The sequence below is a fragment of the Streptomyces sp. NPDC005775 genome, assembly GCF_042871565.1.
In the GTDB taxonomy this organism is placed as follows: domain Bacteria; phylum Actinomycetota; class Actinomycetes; order Streptomycetales; family Streptomycetaceae; genus Streptomyces.
This window is the reverse complement of the sequence record NZ_JBIAIU010000010.1, coordinates 246,841-268,196: the sequence shown is the minus strand read 5'-3', so window position 1 is coordinate 268,196 and position 21,356 is coordinate 246,841. Positions and strand designations below refer to the sequence as shown.

Below are 21,356 nucleotides of genomic sequence, written 5' to 3'. Positions count from 1 at the left end.
CCACAGCCGCCCCTGGCTGGCACGGACACCGGGACCAACGAAGCCCCGTGGGGCCCGGTCACGCGCCGTACGGGTGAGAGTCCACCCGAACTGGGATACGCCCGTACAGCCCTGCCGGCCCTTGGTACGCCTGACCTGCGGCGCGTCACACCCGGCCGCGGCACAGCTCCAGGAGGGTCATCGCGAGGGAGGTGCCGGGCCTGCCCAGCGCGTCCCGGTACTGGCCGAGGATCTCCATCTCGCGGGAGAGGCTGACCCGGCGGCCCCCGGAGGTGATCCGCGCCTCCTGGATGACGGTGGAGACGGCCATCCGCTCCTGGACGAGGCCGATGATCCGGTCGTCGAGGGTGTCGATGCGCGTCCGGGCGTCGGCGATCAGGGACGCGGCCTCGTCGGTGTGCGCGCCGGTCACCTCGGCGGCGGTCCTGGCGGGGGTGGGGGTGGTGGTGCTCATGGCGGGTCTCCCTCGGGGAATGCGTGCGGCTCCCGAGGGCCGACCGGGCCCGGAACGCCAGAACGCCCCGGGCCTGTCGGCCCGGGGCGCCTGGAACGTTGCTTGTCAGTTGCTCAAGCAGCACGACCATGGCAGCCGGCGGGCCGGGTGCCATAGGTAAAGACGAAGATCGTGTGCTGACGCATGCGGACAGTATGAACCCCCGCCGGGCCCGGCCCGAGGCCGGGCCCGGATGGTGAGACGGCCGGCGTCCTCCCGGCGCGACGAAGCCCGCTCCCGGCCGCCGGTAGAATCGGAAGAACCGACCCCCCTTCTCCACCGCCGGAAGGCCGCTCCCGTGCCAGCAGCACCCCCCGCCGCCCCCGACATCACCACCGACGTGGTCCTCGTTGTCGACTTCGGCGCGCAGTACGCCCAGCTCATCGCCCGACGCGTCCGTGAGGCCCGGGTCTACAGCGAGATCGTGCCGTCCACGATGCCGGTGGCCGAGATGCTGGCCAAGAACCCGCGGGCGATCATCCTGTCCGGCGGACCCTCCTCGGTGTACGCCGAGGGCGCGCCCTCGCTCGACCGCGCACTGTTCGAGGCCGGGGTCCCCGTCTTCGGCATGTGCTACGGCTTCCAGCTGATGGCCACCACGCTCGGCGGCACCGTCGACGACAACGGTGCCCGCGAGTACGGCCGTACCGAGCTCACCGTCTCCAAGACCGGCTCCACCCTCTTCGAGGGCACCCCGGCCGAGCAGCCGGTGTGGATGTCGCACGGCGACGCCTGCTCCGCCGCCCCCGAGGGCTTCACCGTCACCGCGTCCACGGACGTCGTCCCGGTCGCCGCCTTCGAGAACGACGAGAAGAAGCTCTACGGCGTCCAGTACCACCCGGAGGTCCTGCACTCCACGCACGGCCAGCAGGTCCTGGAGCACTTCCTCTACCGCGGCGCCGGCATCGAGCCGAACTGGACGACGACCAACGTCGTCGAGGAGCAGGTCGCCCTCATCCGCGAGCAGGTCGGCACCAAGCGTGCCATCTGCGGCCTGTCCGGCGGAGTGGACTCGGCGGTCGCCGCCGCCCTCGTACAGAAGGCCATCGGCTCGCAGCTGACCTGCGTCTACGTCGACCACGGTCTGATGCGCAAGGGCGAGACCGAGCAGGTCGAGAAGGACTTCGTGGCCGCGACCGGCGCGAAGCTGAAGGTCGTCGACGCGGAGAAGCGCTTCCTCGACGCCCTGGCCGGTGTGTCCGACCCGGAGCAGAAGCGGAAGATCATCGGCCGCGAGTTCATCCGCGTCTTCGAGCAGGCCCAGCTGGAGATCCTCCAGGAGGACGGCCCCGAGGTCGCCTTCCTCGTCCAGGGCACGCTCTACCCGGACGTCGTCGAGTCCGGCGGCGGCACCGGCACCGCCAACATCAAGTCGCACCACAACGTGGGCGGGCTCCCCGACGACATCGAGTTCCAGCTCGTCGAGCCGCTGCGCCAGCTGTTCAAGGACGAGGTCCGGATGGTCGGCCAGGAGCTCGGCCTGCCGGAGGAGATCGTCCAGCGCCAGCCCTTCCCCGGCCCCGGCCTCGGTATCCGGATCGTCGGCGAGGTCACCAAGGAGCGGCTCGACCTGCTGCGCGACGCCGACGCCATCGCCCGCGAGGAGCTGACCAAGGCCGGCCTGGACCGTGACATCTGGCAGTGCCCGGTGGTCCTGCTCGCTGACGTCCGCAGCGTCGGTGTCCAGGGCGACGGCCGCACCTACGGTCACCCGATCGTGCTGCGCCCGGTCTCCTCCGAGGACGCCATGACGGCGGACTGGTCGCGCCTGCCGTACGAGACCCTCGCCAAGATCTCCACCCGCATCACCAACGAGGTCGCCGATGTGAACCGCGTCGTGCTCGACATCACGAGCAAGCCGCCGGGGACCATCGAGTGGGAGTAGGAGCTCACGCCGATGCCGCCGTCCGTTCCCACGGGCGGCGGCATCGCCGCGTTCCCGGGCCGAATCGATGGCCTACGGCTCTGGTCACCTGCGGCGACCGGCGGTAACTTCCGATCCCGTACGCCTGATCCCGTACGCCCGGGAGCACCCGAGGAGTCGCCATGCCCGAACCCACACCCGTACCCGTGGACCAGCTCCACTTCGCCATGCCGCCCGTGCACGCCTCCGTGGAGGAGGAACGCGTCCACCGCAAGGAACGCCTGGCCGGCGCGCTGCGCCTGTTCGGTGAGTACGGGTACGAGGACGGCGTCTCCGGGCACATCACGGCGCGCGACCCGGAGTTCGGCGACTGCTACTGGGTCAACCCCTTCGGCGCCCCCTTCGACGGGCTGCGGCCCGAGGAGCTGATCCTGGTCAACGGCGAGGGCCAGGTCGTCGAGGGCAGCCGGCACGTCAACCAGGCCGCGTTCGCCGTCCACGCGCAGGTGCACCGGGCCCGCCCGGACGTCGTCGCTGTCGCACACACCCACTCCGTGCACGGCAGGGCGCTGGCCGCGCTGGGGGAGCTCGTGGAGCCGATCACCCAGGAGTCCTGCGCCTTCTACGAGGACCACGCGCTCTACGACGCGTACACCGGGGTCGTCGTGGACGAGGACGAGGGCCGCCGGATCGCGGCCGCGCTCGGACCCCGCAAGGCCATCGTGCTGCGCAACCACGGGCTGCTGACCGTGGGCGACTCGGTGGACGCGGCCGCCTGGTGGTTCCTCGCACTGGAGCGGTCCTGCCAGGTCCAGCTGGCAGCGCGGGCGGCCGGGAAGCCGGTGCGGATCGACCACCGGGACGCGGTCACCACCCGCGAACAGCTCGGCAGCGACCTGGTCGCCTGGATCAACTACCAGCCGCTGTGGACCCGGATCTCTCGAACGTTCTGACGATCCCGCCCGCCCGGTGTGCCCCGATGCGGGAAAGTCCCGCCCCGTACGGCACAATTCGCAGCGATCGCAGTCGAGTTGGGTTGGCCGGCGACTGTACCGGGGCGGGAAAGGGCGGCGTTCTCCGTGGCGTTGGACGAGGCGAGACAGAGCACGCACGGTGGAGGCTGCACGTGCGGCGACTGCCCGCACGGAGCACGCCAGGGGCACCGGCGCGCGGTGGCCGCCTTCCTGGCCAAGCGGGACGAACTCGCCGCCGGTCAGGGCCTCCCGGCCGGGGTCGCCCAGTCCGCGTCCGCGACCCGGCAGTGGGTCTCGGACGAGCTCACCCAGTCGGCGCGCACGGTCGCCGACCGGGGCCGGGAAGCCGGTGACGCCTGGCTGTACCGGGTGTGGCAGCGCACCCTGGTCATCGTCTGGGGGGCCGTCGCCGTGCTGGCGATCGCCGAGGCCGCCACCGCCATCGGGGCCGGCTGGACCCACGCCCGTACCGCGGGCCTGGTCGCCGGAGTCGTCACCGCGGCGCTGCTCACCGCGGCCGCGCACGTCCACCGGGCACGCGGCGGCCTCCTCGCCCCGCTGATCGGTGAGGACAACCGCCTCTCCACCTCCCGCGCGGTCGCCGCGTCCTGGGTGCTGCTCGCCGTCTTCGCCGTCCTGGTCCTCGCCCTCCAACTGGCGGCCGCCTCCGGCCACGCGCAGCGCGACGCGCTGATCGAGGGCCTCGACCTGGCGCGCGGCGCCGGCGTGGTGAGCGTGCTGGCGCTGGTGTGCGCCATCGCGGTGGTCGTGCGGCGGGTGGTGAGCGTACGGGTGCTGTCCGGGCGGCTGCAGAAGCTGCGGGCGGACCGGCCGCGCGCCGCCGACCTGCTGACCGACGACTCGGGGCGCGCCGCGTTCACGGACGTGAGTTACGTGCTGGTGTCCACCGTCGCCGTGGTGTTCGCCGCGGTCCGCCTCGCCCGCCGGCCCGAGCAGTTGCCCGACCTGCCGTGGGGGCTCGCCCTCCTGGTGGCCGTCTCGGCGGCGGCCTACTTCGCCGGGAAGTACACCGAGGGCGGGCGGCCCGTGGTGCTGTCCGTGGTCCGGGCCCGCGAGGCCGGCGACCTGGACGCGCCGATCCGTACCGGCGACGACATCGAGATCCGGGGCGCGGGATTCGTGCCGCCCGGCGCCGGGGCCCCGGACCGGCTGGCCCGCATGGTCGTGCGCATCGGCCCCGTCCATGTCCACGTGCCCATGGTGCCGGTCACCGGCGGTTTCGCGAACCCGACCGACACCGTGCTGACCGTGCCGGTACCGGTGGAGGTGGAGCCCGGGGTGGTCGAGGTGCAGGTGGTGACCGCGTCCGGCGCGGAGTCGAACCGCGTCGCGATCGACGTGACGGACTGAGAGGCTGCCGGCAACTCGGCCGCACACCTGGTGAGCCGCGCCCCGGGGGCGTACGTATGGTCAGGTGACGGATCGAACGGTCCGGCGAGGGTCGAACGGCCCTGTTGGCGGACCGGGTGGTCCGGCGGCGGGCCGCGGAAGGCGGGAGAACCATGCACGGGTACGGCACGAACGGGCGCGTTCCGGGCGAGGCCAAGGGCCTGGGGGAACTGGCGCGGGAGCACGCCCTGCTGCCCCTGCGGATCTTCCTCGGCGTCACCTTCATCTACGCGGCGCTCGACAAGCTCACCGACAGCGCCTTCTTCCACGCCACCGGCCCGGGATCGATCGGCGAGCAGATGTCCGCCGTCCGCGACTCCGCCGCGATCCCGGCCCTCGTCGACCTCGCCCTGAAGAGCCCTTCCGGCTTCGGATACGCCATCGCGTTCGGCGAACTCGCCGTCGGCATCGGCACGCTGCTGGGCCTGTGGACCCGGATCGCGGCACTCGGAGGGGCGCTGATCTCGCTCAGCCTGTGGCTGACCGTCAGCTGGCAGGTCTCGCCGTACTACCTCGGCAACGACCTGATCTACCTCATGGCCTGGCTGCCGCTGCTGCTCGGCGGGGCCACGTCGTTCTCCGTGGACACCTTCCTCGCGACGCGACGGCGACGGATGCGGTAACCGATCCAGGTCACCAGGACGGCCGCCCACAGGCCGCCGACGAACAGAGCGACGAAGAACTGCGGCGGGGCGTCCCAGAGGCCGCCCGCGTCCGTGGCGTACCCGGCCGCCAGGGTCAGCATCACCAGGCCGGCCACGGCCCGTCCCGGCCGGATCTCATGTCGCGGCACGTGTGACCTCCACCTGTCCGTAGCCGACTTCCAGATCGAGTTCGATCGTGCCGCCCGGTGTGCTGCCCCCGGCCGGCTCCAGCGTCCGGCGCGCGTCCTGCGAGACGCGGACGTCCAGACCGGTCCTGTTGTGCCCGTCCATCACGACGAACGCGCCGAGCTCGGTCCTCGTACGCACCTTGACGGTGGTCTCCGGCGGTACGTGCACGATGACCCGCCCGGCCCTGGCCTCCACCCCGGTCCGGACGGTCTCGCCCCCGGGGACGGTGATCCGGGTGAGGTCCAGCTCCGCCTGCCCGGTGCCGACCGCGTACCGCGGCTGTACCGCGGCGACGGACGCCGGGCGCCACTCCTCGTTCACCCAGTGGGTGGTGATGTCCTTGGGCAGCGCGGAGGCGCCCGCCAGCAGGCCCGCCGTGATCATCGCCAGCAGCAGGGTGCCGAAACCGGTCCGTCCGACGAAGGCGGTGACCACCATCGCCAGCCCGAACACCGCCAGCGCGGCGGCCAGCCCGATCTGCAGACTCGTACCCAGCGGCTGGGAGGTCCAGCTCAGCCATACGCCGAGGCCACCTGCCACCACCGCGGTCAGGAACACCGGAAAACCGATGGACCACGGCCGCCGGATCTCCCGCGACCTCGGCGGCGGCCGCAGGGGCTGGTACGCCGAAGAACCGCGCGCCGCTCCGTCGGCCACGGCCTCCGGCGGCCCCCACAGATAGCCCGAGCCGACCGGTCCCGTGGTCCCGTCCTTGACGATCGGGTCGCGCCACCAGGACGGGCCGGACGGCTTCGGCGGCGCCTTCACCTCGGGCGGCGCGTCCGACACCGCCCGGTCGGCCGCCGGATGCGTCCGCTCCTGCGGATCGGCCGTCCTGCGGTACTGCGTCCAGACGGTGAAGCCGATGACGGCCACCGAGAGCATCGCGGAGAACGCCAGCGTGCCGCTGTTGCCCAGCATGGACAGGAACAGACCGCAGCCGATCAGCGCGCACAGCACCGCGATCAGTGACGACCCCTCGACCCGGCCCGACAGCAGCCGGCGCGCCTCGTTCTCCTCCTCGCCCTCCAACGGGATCAGCAGCCACGCGAAGCCGTAGAAGATCAGCCCGAGGCCGCCGGTCACGGAGAGCACACCGAGGACGATCCGGAAGATCACCGGATCGACGTTGCAGTACCGGCCGAGCCCGCCGCACACCCCGGCCACCACCTTCTGCCGCGAGCTGCGGCGCAGCTGCGGTACGGGCCCGGGGGGCGGTACGACGCCGGGCGGCGCATCCTGGGGAACGGTCATGGCTCCATGGTGACGGGCGCCGGTCCCTTCCGGCACCCGCCCCGACCCTGGCCGGTCCCTGATATTGGCCCGGCCGACCCTGAGGGGCACGGGCGGTCCGCCGCGCGGTCTCAGGGTCGATGTGGGGGCCGACCCTGATGCCACCACCCGCACGGACGTGTGACGATCGGGGCATGCCAGCCGCCACGCCCCGAGCCGCAAGCTCCCTCGCCCCCGACCCGGAGGAGCCGCCCCAGCGCAAGCTGTACCGCAGCGCCGACGGACGGCTGCTCGGCGGCGTCGCACGCGGGCTGGCCGGACACCTCGGGCTGCCGGTCGCCTGGGTGCGCTTCGTCTTCCTCGGACTGTTCTTCGCGGACGGTCTCGGCGCGCTCCTGTACGCCGTGTTCTGGATCATCGTCCCGCTCGGCGTCGGGGGAGTGGACGGCCCGCGCTCCCTCTTCGAGACCGCCCCCGACGGCAGCCGCAGACTCCGCAAGCCCGACAAGGGCCAGGTCTTCGCCCTCATCGCCCTGCTGTTCGGCGCCCTGATCTTCGTCGGCAACGTCGACATGGGCAGCAAGGCCGACCGCTACATCTGGCCCACCCTGCTCATCGGCGCCGGCTCCGTCCTGGTGTGGCGCCAGGCCGACAACGCCCGCCGCGCCCGCTGGATGGAGGTCGGCAGCCGCCGCCGGGTCCTGCACCTGGCCCGGGGCCTGGCCGGGGTCGCCCTGGTGGGCCTGGGCCTCGCCGGCTTCATGGTCGTACGCGGCTCCGCCGCCCAGCTCGGCAACGTCATGACCGCCGCCATCGCCGTGCTCACCGGCATCGCCCTGCTGGCCGGACCCTGGCTGGTCCGCATGACCCAGGACCTCTCCGAGGAACGCCTGATGCGCATCAGGGCCCAGGAGCGCGCCGAGGTCGCCGCCCACGTCCACGACTCGGTGCTGCACACCCTCACCCTGATCCAGCGCAACGCCGAGGACGCGGGCGAGGTCCGCAGACTGGCCCGCGCCCAGGAACGCGAACTGCGCAACTGGCTCTACAACCCCGAAGGCACCGGCAAGGACGAGGGCGACGAGCCCGGCACCCTCGCCGAAGCCGTCAAACGCGCCGCGGCCGAGGTCGAGGACAAGCACGGCGTCCCGCTGGAGGTCGTCGTCGTCGGCGACTGCCCACTCGACGAGAAGCTGACCGCACAGATGCAGGCCGCACGCGAGGCAATGGTCAACGCCGCCAAGTACGGTGGCGAGGGCGGCGCCGTCCAGGTCTACGCGGAGGTCGAGGGCCGCACGGTCTTCGTCTCGGTACGCGACCGGGGCCCGGGATTCGACCTGGAATCCGTACCGGGGGACAGAATGGGCGTACGAGAATCAATCATCGGCCGGATGCAGCGCAACGGCGGTACCGCACGGCTGCGTTCGGTGCCCGGCGGGGGCACGGAAGTCGAGCTGGAGATGGAGAGGACGAGCGATGAACGGGACCACTGAGGCGACCGGGGGCCACGAGGGCCCGGAGCGCCGGGTACGAGTCGTGCTCGTCGACGACCACCGGATGTTCCGCACCGGAGTACAGGCCGAGATCGGCCGCACCGAGGAGACCGGTGTCGAGGTCGTCGGCGAGGCCGCCGACGTCGACCAGGCGGTCACCGTCATCACGGCGACCCGCCCCGAGGTCGTCCTCCTCGACGTCCACCTCCCGGGCGGCGGCGGCGTCGAGGTGCTGCGCCGCTGCTCCCCCTTCATGGGCGCGGTCGAGAACCCGGTGCGCTTCCTGGCGCTGTCCGTCTCGGACGCCGCCGAGGACGTCATCGGCGTCATCCGCGGCGGCGCCCGCGGCTACGTCACCAAGACCATCACCGGCGCCGACCTGGTCGACTCGGTCTTCCGCGTCCAGGACGGCGACGCGGTGTTCTCGCCCCGGCTGGCCGGTTTCGTCCTCGACGCCTTCGCCTCGACGGACGCGCCCCCGGTCGACGAGGACCTCGACCGGCTGACCCAGCGCGAGCGCGAGGTGCTGCGGCTGATCGCCCGGGGCTACGCGTACAAGGAGATCGCCAAGCAGCTGTTCATCTCGGTGAAGACGGTCGAGTCGCACGTCTCGGCGGTGCTGCGCAAGCTCCAGCTCTCCAACCGGCACGAGCTGACGCGGTGGGCGACGGCCCGCCGGCTGGTCTGAGTCAGACGCGTTCGCTCTCCGGGTCGAGCGAGATGTTCAGTTTCTCGCCGACCCGGAGGTAGCCGATGGACGCGTAGATCCGCTCTACCTCGGCGTCGCCCGGCTCCAGCCACACCACCCGGCAGCCCCGCGCGAACGCGGTCTCCGTCAGGTGGACGGAGAGGGCGGCCCCGATGCCGCGACGGCGGAACTCCGCGCCCACAGCGAGACCCGCGAGCTCACTGAGCCCGTCGACCGGGACGGAACAGCCGCCCGCGCCCGCCGGGACGCCGTCGACGGTGGCGAGGGCCGCGACCCCGCCGTCCGCCGCGGCGGTGCGCAGCCACTGGACCGTTCCCGCCTCGGGTTCGCCCGTGCCGCCGTAACCCAGGTGCTGGACGAGGGCCGCGGCGTCGAACTCCGCGTCCGTGGCGGGCTCGGCCATCACCAGACCGTCCACCGGCTTCGGCGGCAGCAGACCGCCCGGGGCGCAGGCCAGGAGCGGGGCACGGTTCTCCACCGTGAACCCGGCGGCCAGCAGCGCGGGTTCGACAGCGGGCGCCCAGGTGGGCAGGAACTCCAGGCGCGGCATCCGGTCCAGCTCGCGGAAGGCCGCGACCAGCGCGTCGAGTTCGGCCGGTGTCGGCTCGGCGCCCTGGTCGGGGATCGCGTAGTTGGCGTACTTCAGGGACCAGTTCGGGTTGTGGCGAATCGCGAAGGGCCCCACCCGGACGTGGTCCGGGGAGCGGAGCGTGAGCGTACGGGCGTGGGTCTGGACGTCGACGTCCAAGGGCATGTGCGCGTGTCCTTCAAGCCGTTCGGGTGCGGAGGCCGGGATCCTATGCCACCCGGGTCGCTCCCGCGAAAGGCATTTGGTCGATCGGCGCGACGCGGACCGGGGCTCCCGGGCGCGGGGCGTGGATCATCTGGCCGTTGCCGATGTACAGGCCGACATGGCTGATGCCCGAGTAGAAGAACACCAGGTCCCCGGGCGCGAGTTCGGATCGCGGGACGCGCCGGCCCGCTTCGATCTGCGTGTACGTGGTCCGGGGGAGCGAGACACCCGCGGAGCGGTAGGCGGCCTGGGTGAGGCCGGAGCAGTCGAACGAGGAGGGGCCGGTGGCGCCCCAGACGTACGGCTTTCCCAGGGCGGTGTACGCGAAGGCGACCGCTTCGGCGGCGCGGGCGTTGGGCGCCTGGGCCGTGCCGCGCGGGGCACTGCGGTCGGCGTGTGCGCCGTCGCGGCCGCCCTCGGAGGCGTCGAAGGCGGCGCGGTCGGCGGGGGAGAGGCGGGCCAGCAGTTCCCGGGCCTCGGAGAGCTTGGTGCGGACCGTGGCCTTGTGCTTCTTCAGGGCGGCCCGGCGGGTGGCGAGCTCGGTCAGCCGGCCGGCGGCCTCGGCGCGGACCTGGGCCACGTCCGCGACCTGGCGCCGCACGGTGCGCACCTCGGTGGCGCGCCGCTCGCCGGCCCGCTCCACGTACGAGGCGCGCCGGAGGTACTGGTCGGGGTCCGAGGAGAGCGCCAGCTGCACGGCGGGGTCGAGGCCGCCGGAGCGGTACTGCGCGGCGGCGTACGAACCCAGCGCCTCGCGCGCGGTGTTGAGCCGCTCGGTCCTGCGGGCGGCCTCGTCGCGCAGGGCGTCCACGGACTTCTCGGTGGCGGCGGCCTTCACCTTGGCGCCGTTGTACTGCTCGGTGGCCACCTCCGCCTCCCGGTACAGCCGGTCCACCTCGGCTTTCACCTGGGCGGGGGTCGGCGCCGGATCGGCGTGCGCGGATCCCGGCAACGCGGCGGCGGTTGCGGCCCCGGCGAGGGCGAGCGTCGCCGCGGTGCGGGCAGCAGAGCCGGTGTACGGGCGCTGCTTGGGTTTCCGGTGCGCTGCCACGAGGGCGGGCGTCCTTCCTGTCGACGGCCCGCCGGGGTCTACCGACGGGCCCGCCCGGCCCGGCGGCGGGCCGTCAACAGGGGGGACGGCCCACCGCCGGATCCTCGGCGGGGTGACCGGGAACGCCGCCCGGGTACGGATCGGCGCTGTGCCGGTCACCTGCCAGGGACGCTAAACCCGGGACACGGGGAAGAGTTGTAATGACGCTTATTGCGCGAATTTGGCGTTGCGTTGCTGCGGGGCGATCGGAAAAATTGCATCAGAGTCAGGCAATTGGTGCATCTCGCGGTCAAGTGGTTGCTAAGGCCCACCTGGGTGCGGAGTGCTGATATGGCCGCGGCTAGGCTGCGGAGCCATGCGTGTACTCATCGATGTCTTCGTCGCCCTGCACATCATCGGCATCGCCTCCCTGCTGGGCGGTTTCCTCACCCAGATGAAGGCGATGAGGGCGGGCACGGCACGCTTCGTCCCGGCCATGCTGCACGGCGCGCTGACCATGCTGGTCACCGGAATCGCGCTCGTCGGACTCGACCAGGCCGACGACCACCCCGTGAACAACGTCAAGATCGGCATCAAGCTGCTGATCCTGGTCGTGATCCTCGGGCTCGTCTACGTCAAGCGCGACGAGGAGAAGGTCGACAAGGGCCTCTTCGCCGCCGTCGGCGGACTGACGATCGTCAACATCTTCATCGCCACGCTCTGGACCTGAGCCGTCGCCGACGCCGCTGCCCGGACCCGCGAGGGCCCGGGCAGCGGCGTTTCCAGGACGTGGGCCGAGAGGCCTCAGCCCGGTCGCACACTCCCGTAGATCGGCATGTAGTAGATCGACTCCTCGCGCACGTTCGCCCCCGGCTTCGGTGCGTGGATCATCATGCCGTCGCCCTTGTAGATGCCGACGTGGCTGATGTCGTCGTAGAAGAAGACCAGGTCCCCGGGCTGCAGATCCGCCGTGGCGATCCGGGTGCCGACGTTCACCTGGTCCCAGGTGGTCCGCGGAATGTCGACGCCGGCCGCCTTCCAGGCAGCCTGGGTGAGTCCCGAGCAGTCGTACGAGGACGGGCCGGTCGCCCCCCAGACGTACGGCTTGCCGACCTGCGCCCTGGCGAACGCCATGACCTTCTCGGCCTTGGTCGAGGCGGAGGCGTCCGTACCCGAGCCGGTCCCCGTACCGCTGCCGGTCCCGCTCCCGGTGCCCGTCCCCGTACCGCTGCCGGACTCCTTGGCGGCCTCCTCGGCCTCGCGGTCCGCCTCGGCCTTCGCGGCGGCCTGCTTCTTCGCCAGCTCCGCCGCCTTGCGCTTGGCCTCCGCCTCCTTCTTGCGCTCCAGATCGGCCAGGCGCGCCTTCTCCTCGGCGGTCAGCTTCGACAGCAGGCCGCGGGCCTCGGACAGCTTCGTCTGGACGTTCTGCTTGCTGGTGCGCAGCGTCGCCTGCGACTCGGTGAGCGTCTCCAGGCTCACGACGGCCTCGGCCCGCTGCTCGGACGCCTTCGCCTGCTGCGTACGGAAGTCCGAGACGGCCCGCGTCTGGCGCTCGGTCATCCGGTCCATGAGGTGCGTCTGGTCGAAGAACGACTGCGGGTCGTCGGCCAGGAAGAAGGTGGCGGTCGGGGCGAGGGCGCCGCCGCGGTACTGGGCGGCCGCGTACGTGCCGAGCGTCCTGCGCGCCTCGTTCAGCTTCTCGGTGCGTCGGGCGACGTCGTCCAGCAGCGTGTCCACCGTGGAGCGCTGCTTGGCCGTCGCCTCCTTCGCCTGGTTGTACTGCTGGGTCGCGGTGCCCGCCTGCCGGTAGAGGTCGTCGACCTTCTTCTGCACGTCCTCGATGCTGGGCCTGGGTGCCGGGGCGGCCAGTGCGCTCTGCGTGGACAGCAGGGTCACCGACGCCAGCGCGGCCGTCGTGAGCCCGACGGCGGGGCCGGTGCTGCGCACCAGGGTGCGCGGTTTGCGATGCGACGCCAAGGCCGGCATCTCCTTCCGTGGACCGCCTACCGGGTTAGCTGTCGGGTTCGGGCGGAACGGAAGGCTGCCCTACGGTCCTGGTGGGGGATACGGACCGATTCACCCCGGTGATGCGTGTGGGTCTCCGGTTCCCGGCTCCCGTACGGGGAGCCCGGATTCGGCGTGGACGCCCGCTCGGCGTGGATCGCCTCTGGGGTTACGGGCCGCCCGAACGAGCACGCTAGCCAACTCATGGTGCCGCTGTGAAGGTTGATGTTCGATATGCCCGATACATTTTCGTTACCTCGGCGGATTGAGGCCCTGCGGGGCAGGTGGGGCCCCGGGTCGCTGCACGCAGTGCGGTCCGGCGCTCGCTCTGCGTGCCTGCCCGGGGGTGCGTGCTTCGTCACTCGGCCCCGGAGTGTCAGTGCGGCCGCCTAGACTCGGACAGCGATGAGCAGCCTCTTTGACGACAGTTTCCTGGCCGGCCTCCAGCACACGGAGGAAGGGCCCCCGCCGCCCCCCGAGGACTCCGCACCCGAAGCGGTGCCGGAGGGCCTCTTCGCGGGCGTTTTCGAGGGGCCCCCGCCGCCCCGCGAGGCGTACTACCGCGACGGGGCCCACCGCCCCGTCATCGACGCGGCCGCGCTGCTCGACGGGCTGAACACCGAGCAGCGCGCAGCCGTCGTGCACGCCGGGTCCCCGCTGCTCATCGTCGCCGGTGCCGGTTCGGGCAAGACCCGCGTGCTGACCCACCGCATCGCCCACCTGCTGGCCGAGCGCGGGGTGCACCCGGGCCAGATCCTGGCGATCACCTTCACCAACAAGGCCGCCGGCGAGATGAAGGAGCGCGTCGAGCAGCTCGTCGGACCGCGGGCCAACGCCATGTGGGTCATGACCTTCCACAGCGCGTGCGTACGCATCCTGCGCCGCGAGTCGAAGCGGCTCGGCTTCACCTCCTCGTTCTCGATCTACGACGCCGCCGACTCCAAGCGCCTCATGGCCCTGGTCTGCCGCGATCTCGACCTCGACCCGAAGCGCTTCCCGCCGAAGTCGTTCACGGCGAAGGTGTCGAACCTGAAGAACGAGCTGATCGACGAGGAGACCTTCGCCGGACAGGCCACGGACGGTTTCGAGAAGACGCTCGCCCAGGCCTACGCGCTGTACCAGTCCCGGCTGCGCGAGGCCAACGCGCTGGACTTCGACGACATCATCATGACGACGGTGCACCTGCTCCAGGCGTTCCCCGACGTCGCCGAGCACTACCGCCGCCGCTTCCGCCACGTCCTCGTCGACGAGTACCAGGACACCAACCACGCCCAGTACACGCTCGTACGGGAACTGGTCGGCCCGGCCGGCCCCGAGGACACCCCCGCAGAGCTGTGCGTCGTGGGTGACGCGGACCAGTCGATCTACGCCTTCCGCGGCGCGACCATTCGCAACATCCTCCAGTTCGAGGAGGACTACCCGAACGCGACCACGATCATGCTGGAGCAGAACTACCGCTCCACGCAGACGATCCTGTCCGCGGCCAACGCGGTCATCGAGCGCAACGAGAGCCGCCGCCCGAAGAACCTCTGGACCAACGCCGGCGCCGGTACCCGCATCACCGGTTACGTCGCGGACACCGAGCACGACGAGGCGCAGTTCGTCGCCGACGAGATCGACCGGCTGACCGACGCGGGCGACGCCAAGGCCGGCGACGTGGCGATCTTCTACCGGACGAACGCGCAGTCCCGCGTCTTCGAGGAGATCTTCATCCGCGTGGGCCTGCCCTACAAGGTGGTCGGCGGCGTGCGCTTCTACGAGCGCAAGGAGGTCAGGGACGTCCTGGCCTACCTCCGTGTCCTGTCGAACCCCGAGGACACTGTCCCGCTGCGGCGCATCCTGAACGTGCCCAAGCGCGGCATCGGCGACCGCGCCGAGGCGATGATCGACGCCCTGTCGATGCGCGAGAAGATCTCCTTCCCGCAGGCACTGCGCCGTGTCGACGAGGCGTACGGCATGGCGGCCCGCTCGTCGAACGCGGTGAAGCGGTTCAACACGCTGATGGAGGAACTCCGCACGGTAGTGGAGTCCGGCGCGGGACCGGCGGTCGTGGTGGAGGCCGTCATGGAGCGGACCGGCTATCTCGCCGAGCTCCAGGCGTCCACCGACCCGCAGGACGAGACCCGGATCGAGAACCTTCAGGAACTCGCCTCCGTCGCCCTCGAATTCGAGCAGGAGCGGGCGGAGGACGAGGGGGCGGGCACGCTCGCCGAGTTCCTGGAGAAGGTCGCGCTCGTCGCCGACGCCGACCAGATCCCCGACGAGGACGAGGACGGCTCCGGTGTCGTCACGCTGATGACGCTGCACACCGCCAAGGGCCTCGAATTCCCGGTGGTCTTCCTGACCGGCATGGAGGACGGCGTCTTCCCGCACATGCGGGCGCTCGGACAGACCAAGGAGCTGGAGGAGGAGCGGCGGCTCGCCTACGTCGGCATCACCCGCGCCCGCGAGCGGCTCTACCTCACCCGGGCGGCGATGCGCAGTGCCTGGGGACAGCCCTCGTACAACCCGCCGTCGCGGTTCCTCGAGGAGATCCCGGACCAGCACCTGGAGTGGAAGCGCAAGGGCCCGATGGCGGCACCGGCGGGACCGACGTCCGGCATCACCTCGTCGCTCTCCGCCTCCCGCTCACGCTCGGGCCCCTCGGGATTCGCGACCCGGCGGACCTCGGACAAGCCGACGATCACGCTGGTGGCCGGCGACCGGGTCACCCACGACCAGTTCGGTCTGGGCACGGTGACGGCGGTCGAGGGCCTCGGCGACCAGGCGAAGGCCACGGTCGACTTCGGCGACGAGCGCCCGAAGAAGCTGCTGCTGCGGTACGCGCCGGTCGAGAAGCTGTAGCGCCGGGCCGGCCCTGGGGTGGGCGGCCACGGCCGGCCCACCCGGGCAGCGGTCAGTTCGGGTTGACGTTGTGGCTGCGGAGCCAGGGCAGCGGGTCGATGGCCGCGCCGCCACCGGGCCGCACCTCGAAGTGCAGGTGGGGGCCGGTCGAGTTGCCGGAGTCGCCGGAGTGCGCGATGACGTCACCGGCCTTGACCGAGCCCGAGCGGATCCGGGTGCTGCTGAGGTGGCAGTACCAGGTCTCGGTGCCGTCGGCCGCGGTGACGATGGCCATGTTCCCGTAGGCGGTGTTGAACTGCGTACGGACGGTGCCGTCGGTCGCCGCCATCACCGGGGTGCCGTAGTCGACGGGGAAGTCGATGCCCGTGTGCACGGACATCCAGTTGACGCCCGCCTGACCGAAGTACGCGCTGAGCCGGTGGTCCTTGACCGGCATGACGAACTTGGGGCGCAGGGCCTCCTTGCGGGCGGCCTCGTCCGCGCGCCTCTTCTTCTCGGCGGCCTGCCGCGCCTTCAGGTCGATGCGCTCCTGGGTACGGCTGGCGCGATCGGCGAAGTTCTCGGCGTCGGCGCTGAGGTTGGCCAGCTGGGTGTCCAGCTTGTTGTTGGCCGCGACGGGCTTGACCGTGCCGGGGTCGGCGGCCGCCATCGACGTCGTCTCGTCCTTCTTCTCCTCGCCGCCACCCATTCCGCCCACGGATGCCGCGGCGATGCCCGCCACGCTCATCACACAGGCGGAGGGAACGGCGACGGTGAGAAGGGCGGAACGCTTCGCGGGGGAACGCCTGCGGCTGCGGTTCCCGCCACCGCTGCGGGTGACGGGGCGGCTTGCGGGGCGGTGGCTCCCGGCCGGAGCGGGGTCCGGGCCGGCGGCGGCGTCGTGGCCGTCGGACGGGGTCGAGGGCTCGGACTCGAACTCGGTGCTCGCCGTGCCCTGGGTGTCCTGGCTGCCGTGGGTGTCCTCGGGGGTTTCCGCGCCGAGGTCCGTCTCCGGGAGGCCGAACTCGGAGGTCCGGTGGTGCTCGTACGGGTCGTACGGCTCGTACGCGTCGTAGGAGGCCTGATGTTGCTCGTAAGCCTCGGTGATTCCGTACGCGTACTGGGCAGTTTGTTCGGCTGCGTTCGGCAACGTCGCCATGTGCGAGGTTTGCGCGGTTTGCTGTTCGTGCTCGGGCGTGGCGCCGGTGCCCGTGCCGGTGTTCCAGGCGGTGGCGTCGTAGGCGCCCGTGTCGTACGTGCCGGCGTCGTACGCACCGGTGTCGTAACCCGTCGTGCCGGTGCCGGCCCACTGGCCGCTCTGCTGCCAGGTGGTGGTGTCCCACTGGCCCGAGGAGTCCGGGGCGCCGTGCTGGGCCGGGATGTGGCCGTAGCCCCCGTCCGTCGGGATCCAGGTCGCGCCGGTGTCGTACTGCTGCCCGGTGTCGTACGGGTGCTGCTGGGGCTGCGCGGTGGGGGCCGTGTAGTCGGCGGTGTGGCCGTACCCGGCCGTGTGGTGCGCGCCCGTGTCCCACGAGGAGGTGTCGTACGTCCCGCTGTGACCGGCCTGGCCGCTGTCGTACGGGGCGGCGTAACCCGTCGTGGTGTCGTACGAGGTTTCGTAGCTGCCGGGGAGGGAACCGAAGAGCGGGTCGCTGTCGAAGCCGCCCGTGGGGTGGCCGTCGTGTCCGGCGTACCCGGCGTGGGGGTGCTGGTCGTTCACCAACTTCTCTCTCGCCTCGGCAGCAGGACCAGTGTCCGGGGTCCGGTGGGGACTCCGGGGGAAGCAGTGGCCGCGACTGTACCCGGCGGTATGCGACGCCGACAATCTTCGAAGGCCTCCCGGCGCTCAGGAAACGGGCAATCGGCCGTCTTTCGACGAGCTGCTCACACAGCCTTGGCTCTATGTTCGAAACCCGTTCTATTTGTGGCGCGGTGGAGCGTTGACCGGGCGGGGTTGCCGGCCCGTCCTGGGCCACTTTCAGGCCACGGACGCGGTACCGGTGGACGCCCGGTCCGCCTCGTCTGCGTCGAGCGCCTCGCGGACGGCGGCGGCCACGGAGGGGTGCACGGGCAGGGCGAGATGGCCGACGCCGCTCACGCGTACGTTGACCGCGTCGAGGTCCGGGTGGTCGATACGGGCCGCCTCGACCGGAACGATCACCTGGTCAAGCTCGCTCCAGAAGCTGACGAACCGGGTGCGGCAGCCGGGCGCGGGCAGCCGCAGCTCCTCGATCGGCGCCGAGTCGCTGCGCATCTGGCGCACGATGGGCAGGGCGCCGGCCAGCGGGGCGACGGCGGTGCCGCCGTGCGGCGTGCCGAGGGTGACGAGGGTGCGGACCCGCTGGTCACCGCCCAGCCGCTGCACGTAGTAGCGCGCTATCAGGCCGCCGAGGCTGTGCCCGACGATGTCGATCTCGCGGTGGCCGGTGCGGGCGCAGATCTCCTCGACGTGCCGGCCGAGCAGCTCGGCGGCCGTGCGGATGTCGCAGGTCAGCGGGGAGTGGTTGAGCGACTCCAGGTGGCGCCAGCCGTGCCGGGCGAGCGACCGGCGTAGCAGGACGAAGACGGAGCGGTTGTCGATGAAGCCGTGCAGCAGTACGACGGGCGGCCGCTCGGGGTGCCCGACGGGGAGGGCGGTAGTGCCCGCGGGAGCGGTCGTGGCCGTGGATGCCCGGCCCGTCTGCCCCGGCGAGCCGGACGCAGTGCCCTCAGCCGCTCCGGCCCCCGGGTGCCGCTCGCCGGTGATGCCGGTGGGATACAGGAGCGCGTGCCCCGCGAGCACCACCAGCTCCAGCGCGGTCGCCCTCAGCAGGGCCGCGGACACCCGGGTGGGCGATGACGCGGTGGATGGCGTGCGGGCGGACGGCAGCAAGGTGGTGGCGCCCGCGCACAGCCGGTGCAGCAGTAGGAAGGGGAGAAACGGCACGGTCTGGAGGGTCTTCATGGTCGACCTCCTGCTCCGGCATCCGGGGCGGAGCGGCTCGCTGCCCCGTCTGCCCTCGTGGGGCGCCGTGCGGGAGGTCCGGGCGGGCGGTCGCCGTCCGGGACTCGCCGCCCGCCGTGTCCTCCGGATCACCTGCGGTGACCGGCGTACGGGCGGGTGGTGAGCCGTACCACCGTGCCGTGCGGCTGACGGCGCGGTGGTACGGCGACCTCGTCGCGGCTCCCCTGGCGGCCGGTCCCGCACGGCAGGACTGCCGCGTGCTGCGGGAACGGTGCCCGGTGAACATGTCCCACATGTGATTTCCCCCTCCCCGTCCACCGCGAAACGGCGGCTTGCGGGATGCTGTCGATAACGTTCGTTCACATCCCCGGCCCTTCAGGCACGGGAGACGCATGTGGAGGCAGTGATGGGTGTGACCGGTCCGATCCGTGTGGTGGTGGCCAAGCCGGGCCTCGACGGCCATGACCGCGGGGCCAAGGTGATCGCGCGAGCGCTGCGCGACGCCGGTATGGAGGTCATCTACACGGGGCTCCACCAGACGCCCGAGCAGATCGTGGACACCGCGATCCAGGAGGACGCCGACGCCATCGGCCTCTCGATCCTCTCCGGCGCGCACAACACGCTCTTCGCGAAGGTGATCGAGCTGCTGAAGGAGCGCGACGCGGCGGACATCAAGGTCTTCGGCGGCGGCATCATCCCGGAGGCCGACATCGCACCGTTGAAGGAACAGGGCGTCGCGGAGATCTTCACGCCGGGTGCGACGACGGTCGCGATCGTCGACTGGGTCAACGCGAACGTCCGCCAGCCGGCGGAGGCCTGAATCCGAGGGTGAGGGCCGCGAGCCGCGAGCCGCGAGCCGTGCGGTGCGCGGTCCACAGCGGTGTGCGGTCCACAGCGAGGTGCGGTGCGTGCGGTGTGCGGGCTGTGTCGGTGTCCGAGGTGTGCGGTGCCCGGGACCGGCTGCCCCGGGCCGGGGCACCGCACACCGCCGCCCCCGCCTCAGTGGTCCGGTATCAGCTCGCTGTCCATCGCCGCGCGCAGCCGCAACGTGGAGACCAGGCGCCGGAACGCCTCAGACCAGTAGCCGTTCGCACCCGGTGACGCGTCCGCGGGCTCGTCGGGCGTCGTGGTCAGGACCTCCAGCCGGTCCGCCTCGGCCGGTTTCAGGCAGCGCTCGGCGAGGCCCATCACCCCGCTGAAGCTCCAGGGGTAGCTCCCCGCGTCCCGGGCGATGTCGAGGGCGTCCACCACGGACCGCCCCAGCGGCTCCGCCCACGGCGTCGGGCAGACCCCCAGCAGCTGGAACGCCTCCGACAGGCCGTGGGCCGCGATGAACCCGGCCACCCAGTCGGCCCGTTCGGCGGCGGGCAGAACGGCCAGGAGCTTCGACCGCTCGGCGAGCGACGCCGTGCCGGGGCCGTTCGACGGAGGCGTGGAGGGGGCACCGAGCAGCGCCCGCGCCCATGCGGGGTCGCGCTGTCGCACCGCCGCCCGGCACCAGGCCGCGTGCAGTTCCTCGCCCCAGCCGTCGGCCACGGGCAGCCCGACGATCTCCCGCGCACCACGGCCGCCGAACCGTGTTGTCCAGACGGAGAGCGGCGACGACTCCACCAGCTGGCCCAGCCACCACGACCGTTCGCCCCGCCCGGACGGCGGGAGCGCGACCACTCCGTCGCGCTGCATCGCCGCATCGCATTCGTGCGGGGCCTCCACGGCCACGGACGGCCCGGTGCCGGTGAGACCCGGGCTCACGCAGGACAGGGCGCGGGCCGCCATCCGGTGGGCCAGTGCCGATCCCGGGAGAGCGGACAGCAGCTCGGCCGCCGTGGCGCGCACATTGCGGCTGCGGTCGGCGAGGGCCTGCTCCAGGAACTCCTCGTCGGCTCCGGACAGCCCGGTACGCAGCGAGTCGATGAACATCAGCCGGTCCTCGGCCCGCTCCGTGGACCAGGTGGTGGCGAGCAGCGCGAGGGCGGCGTTCGCGTCATGCGCCCGTACGGCGGACAGCAGGGCGACACGTTCGGCGAACAGGCCCTCCTCCCACAGGCGGCGCACCGCCTGCGGGTCCGTCACCTCGGGCAGCAGGGCACTGCCGGACGCGCCGCGCAGCGCGAACTTCCAGTCGGGATTCAGGCCGGCCAGCCACAGACCGCGCGGCCCGGCGAACACCAGGGCCTGGGGCCGCAGATCGGTCCGCGCCCGGGCCGCGTCCAGCAAGGGCGGCAGCGCGGCGTCCGGAGCCCGGTATCCGTGCAGATTGGCGGTGGCCAGCCACTGCGGGATCAGCTCCGTGAGATCGGGAGCCGTGCCGCGCCTGCCCCCCGAACCGCTGGGCGCCGCCCGGTCCGCGAGCAGTTGTGCCAGCCGGCTCCGGGCGGCGTCCGGAAGAGCCGGCCGCGGGTCGGCGGGCGCGAGGCCGGGCCGGGGCGCGGCGGGTGCGGGCAGCAGACCCGCCCGCCGCCGCACGGTGTGCAGCGCGGCGGCGTCCAGCAGTGCGGCCGCCGCGCCGTCCGGGCCCGAGCCGGACGCGTCCCCGGGCGGCCTGCGGTCGGTGCCCAGCAGCGCCGAGGTGACGAGCTCCTCCCACGGCGGGGGCACCGGTCCGCCGGAGGGCGCGGTCGCCGTACCAGCCGGATGACCGGTGCGGGGCGGGGTCGTGTGCGCGGTCGTTCTCGCGGTCGTGGGGACGTGTGTGTGCGTGGTCGTGGGTACGGGCGGGGTGGTGCGGGGCATCGCTCCTCCTCCGAATTCAG

General features: G+C 72.2%; 18 protein-coding genes and 1 riboswitch. Of the genes, 9 read left to right on the top strand and 9 right to left on the bottom strand.

Translation table 11 applies throughout. The features are described from left to right. Nucleotides 1-145: 145 nt before the first annotated feature. The gene (locus ACFYPA_RS23840) at nt 146-454 is read right to left on the bottom strand and encodes a chorismate mutase (protein WP_359078447.1); all 309 of its coding nucleotides are present in this window, start codon (nt 452-454) and stop codon (nt 146-148) included. 337 nt (nt 455-791) lie between these two features. On the opposite strand from ACFYPA_RS23840, the gene guaA reads away from it, so the two are divergent. The 4 genes from guaA to ACFYPA_RS23820 all read left to right on the top strand — a co-directional run bounded on the left by guaA (nt 792) and on the right by ACFYPA_RS23820 (nt 5,364). After that, nucleotides 792-2,378 (top strand): glutamine-hydrolyzing GMP synthase, encoded by a 1,587-nt coding sequence (guaA, locus tag ACFYPA_RS23835; protein ID WP_359078450.1) that lies wholly within the window; start codon nt 792-794, stop codon nt 2,376-2,378. Nucleotides 2,379-2,539: 161 nt separating this feature from the next. Then, entirely contained in the window at nt 2,540-3,310 is a 771-nt protein-coding gene (locus tag ACFYPA_RS23830) for a class II aldolase/adducin family protein (RefSeq protein ID WP_359313684.1), read from the top strand. Between the two features lie 126 nt (nt 3,311-3,436). After that, nucleotides 3,437-4,702 carry a hypothetical protein gene (locus ACFYPA_RS23825; protein ID WP_389134060.1) on the top strand — a complete coding sequence of 422 codons (1,266 nt, stop codon included), beginning with the start codon at nt 3,437-3,439 and terminating at the stop codon, nt 4,700-4,702. 152 nt (nt 4,703-4,854) lie between these two features. After that, entirely contained in the window at nt 4,855-5,364 is a 510-nt protein-coding gene (locus ACFYPA_RS23820) for a DoxX family protein (protein WP_359078456.1), read from the top strand. On the opposite strand, the gene ACFYPA_RS23815 is transcribed toward ACFYPA_RS23820, so the two are convergent. Together ACFYPA_RS23815 and ACFYPA_RS23810 are read right to left on the bottom strand one after the other, a co-directional pair. Then, a complete protein-coding gene (locus ACFYPA_RS23815) occupies nt 5,271-5,534 on the bottom strand; it encodes a hypothetical protein (RefSeq protein WP_359078458.1) in 264 nt (87 codons plus the stop codon). The genes ACFYPA_RS23820 and ACFYPA_RS23815 overlap by 94 nt on opposite strands. After that, entirely contained in the window at nt 5,521-6,828 is a 1,308-nt protein-coding gene (locus ACFYPA_RS23810) for a PspC domain-containing protein (RefSeq protein WP_389134056.1), read from the bottom strand. Before ACFYPA_RS23810 ends, ACFYPA_RS23815 begins: the two co-directional genes overlap by 14 nt. A gap of 173 nt (nt 6,829-7,001) precedes the next feature. Between ACFYPA_RS23810 and ACFYPA_RS23805 the strand changes: the two genes are divergently transcribed. Both ACFYPA_RS23805 and ACFYPA_RS23800 read left to right on the top strand, forming a co-directional pair. Next, nucleotides 7,002-8,300, top strand: coding sequence for a PspC domain-containing protein (locus ACFYPA_RS23805; protein WP_359313682.1), 1,299 nt, complete (start codon nt 7,002-7,004; stop codon nt 8,298-8,300). After that, nucleotides 8,284-8,988, top strand: coding sequence for a response regulator transcription factor (locus ACFYPA_RS23800; protein WP_359078464.1), 705 nt, complete (start codon nt 8,284-8,286; stop codon nt 8,986-8,988). Before ACFYPA_RS23805 ends, ACFYPA_RS23800 begins: the two co-directional genes overlap by 17 nt. A gap of 1 nt (nt 8,989) precedes the next feature. Here ACFYPA_RS23800 and ACFYPA_RS23795 read toward each other — a convergent pair whose 3' ends face one another. Next, the gene (locus ACFYPA_RS23795) at nt 8,990-9,763 is read right to left on the bottom strand and encodes a GNAT family N-acetyltransferase (protein WP_359078466.1); all 774 of its coding nucleotides are present in this window, start codon (nt 9,761-9,763) and stop codon (nt 8,990-8,992) included. Between the two features lie 43 nt (nt 9,764-9,806). Beyond that, on the bottom strand, nt 9,807-10,853 hold the full coding sequence (locus tag ACFYPA_RS23790) for an NlpC/P60 family protein (RefSeq protein ID WP_389134051.1): 1,047 nt from the start codon (nt 10,851-10,853) through the stop codon (nt 9,807-9,809). Between the two features lie 355 nt (nt 10,854-11,208). On the opposite strand from ACFYPA_RS23790, the gene ACFYPA_RS23785 reads away from it, so the two are divergent. After that, entirely contained in the window at nt 11,209-11,562 is a 354-nt protein-coding gene (locus ACFYPA_RS23785; RefSeq protein ID WP_389134049.1) for a hypothetical protein, read from the top strand. A gap of 74 nt (nt 11,563-11,636) precedes the next feature. Here ACFYPA_RS23785 and ACFYPA_RS23780 read toward each other — a convergent pair whose 3' ends face one another. After that, nucleotides 11,637-12,818 (bottom strand): NlpC/P60 family protein, encoded by a 1,182-nt coding sequence (locus ACFYPA_RS23780; RefSeq protein ID WP_389134046.1) that lies wholly within the window; start codon nt 12,816-12,818, stop codon nt 11,637-11,639. After that, a riboswitch (cyclic di-AMP (ydaO/yuaA leader) is annotated at nt 12,817-12,982 on the bottom strand. Its footprint overlaps the gene before it by 2 nt. Nucleotides 12,983-13,241: 259 nt before the next feature. Between ACFYPA_RS23780 and pcrA the strand changes: the two genes are divergently transcribed. After that, complete coding sequence (gene pcrA / locus ACFYPA_RS23775) at nt 13,242-15,680, top strand: DNA helicase PcrA (protein ID WP_389134043.1); 2,439 nt, start codon at nt 13,242-13,244, stop codon at nt 15,678-15,680. A 52-nt stretch (nt 15,681-15,732) separates the two neighbouring features. On the opposite strand, the gene ACFYPA_RS23770 is transcribed toward pcrA, so the two are convergent. Further along, nucleotides 15,733-17,379 carry a M23 family metallopeptidase gene (locus ACFYPA_RS23770; RefSeq protein ID WP_359078474.1) on the bottom strand — a complete coding sequence of 549 codons (1,647 nt, stop codon included), beginning with the start codon at nt 17,377-17,379 and terminating at the stop codon, nt 15,733-15,735. Between the two features lie 258 nt (nt 17,380-17,637). Beyond that, entirely contained in the window at nt 17,638-18,603 is a 966-nt protein-coding gene (locus tag ACFYPA_RS23765) for an alpha/beta fold hydrolase (RefSeq protein ID WP_359078476.1), read from the bottom strand. A 406-nt stretch (nt 18,604-19,009) separates the two neighbouring features. Between ACFYPA_RS23765 and ACFYPA_RS23760 the strand changes: the two genes are divergently transcribed. Beyond that, nucleotides 19,010-19,423 (top strand): cobalamin B12-binding domain-containing protein, encoded by a 414-nt coding sequence (locus tag ACFYPA_RS23760; RefSeq protein WP_328898391.1) that lies wholly within the window; start codon nt 19,010-19,012, stop codon nt 19,421-19,423. 179 nt (nt 19,424-19,602) lie between these two features. Here ACFYPA_RS23760 and ACFYPA_RS23755 read toward each other — a convergent pair whose 3' ends face one another. Next, entirely contained in the window at nt 19,603-21,336 is a 1,734-nt protein-coding gene (locus ACFYPA_RS23755) for a DUF5691 domain-containing protein (protein WP_359078478.1), read from the bottom strand. Between the last annotated feature and the right edge of the window lie 20 nt (nt 21,337-21,356).

Coding starts and splice junctions, on each gene's coding strand:
- pcrA (WP_389134043.1), top strand. CDS start 13,242: ATGAGCAGCCTCTTTGACGACAGTTTCCTGGCCGGCCTCCAGCACACG.
- ACFYPA_RS23810 (WP_389134056.1), bottom strand. CDS start 6,828: ATGACCGTTCCCCAGGATGCGCCGCCCGGCGTCGTACCGCCCCCCGGG.
- ACFYPA_RS23795 (WP_359078466.1), bottom strand. CDS start 9,763: ATGCCCTTGGACGTCGACGTCCAGACCCACGCCCGTACGCTCACGCTC.
- ACFYPA_RS23765 (WP_359078476.1), bottom strand. CDS start 18,603: ATGAAGACCCTCCAGACCGTGCCGTTTCTCCCCTTCCTACTGCTGCAC.
- ACFYPA_RS23830 (WP_359313684.1), top strand. CDS start 2,540: ATGCCCGAACCCACACCCGTACCCGTGGACCAGCTCCACTTCGCCATG.
- ACFYPA_RS23840 (WP_359078447.1), bottom strand. CDS start 454: ATGAGCACCACCACCCCCACCCCCGCCAGGACCGCCGCCGAGGTGACC.
- ACFYPA_RS23760 (WP_328898391.1), top strand. CDS start 19,010: ATGGGTGTGACCGGTCCGATCCGTGTGGTGGTGGCCAAGCCGGGCCTC.
- ACFYPA_RS23755 (WP_359078478.1), bottom strand. CDS start 21,336: ATGCCCCGCACCACCCCGCCCGTACCCACGACCACGCACACACACGTC.
- ACFYPA_RS23785 (WP_389134049.1), top strand. CDS start 11,209: ATGCGTGTACTCATCGATGTCTTCGTCGCCCTGCACATCATCGGCATC.
- ACFYPA_RS23820 (WP_359078456.1), top strand. CDS start 4,855: ATGCACGGGTACGGCACGAACGGGCGCGTTCCGGGCGAGGCCAAGGGC.
- ACFYPA_RS23805 (WP_359313682.1), top strand. CDS start 7,002: ATGCCAGCCGCCACGCCCCGAGCCGCAAGCTCCCTCGCCCCCGACCCG.
- ACFYPA_RS23800 (WP_359078464.1), top strand. CDS start 8,284: ATGAACGGGACCACTGAGGCGACCGGGGGCCACGAGGGCCCGGAGCGC.
- ACFYPA_RS23780 (WP_389134046.1), bottom strand. CDS start 12,818: ATGCCGGCCTTGGCGTCGCATCGCAAACCGCGCACCCTGGTGCGCAGC.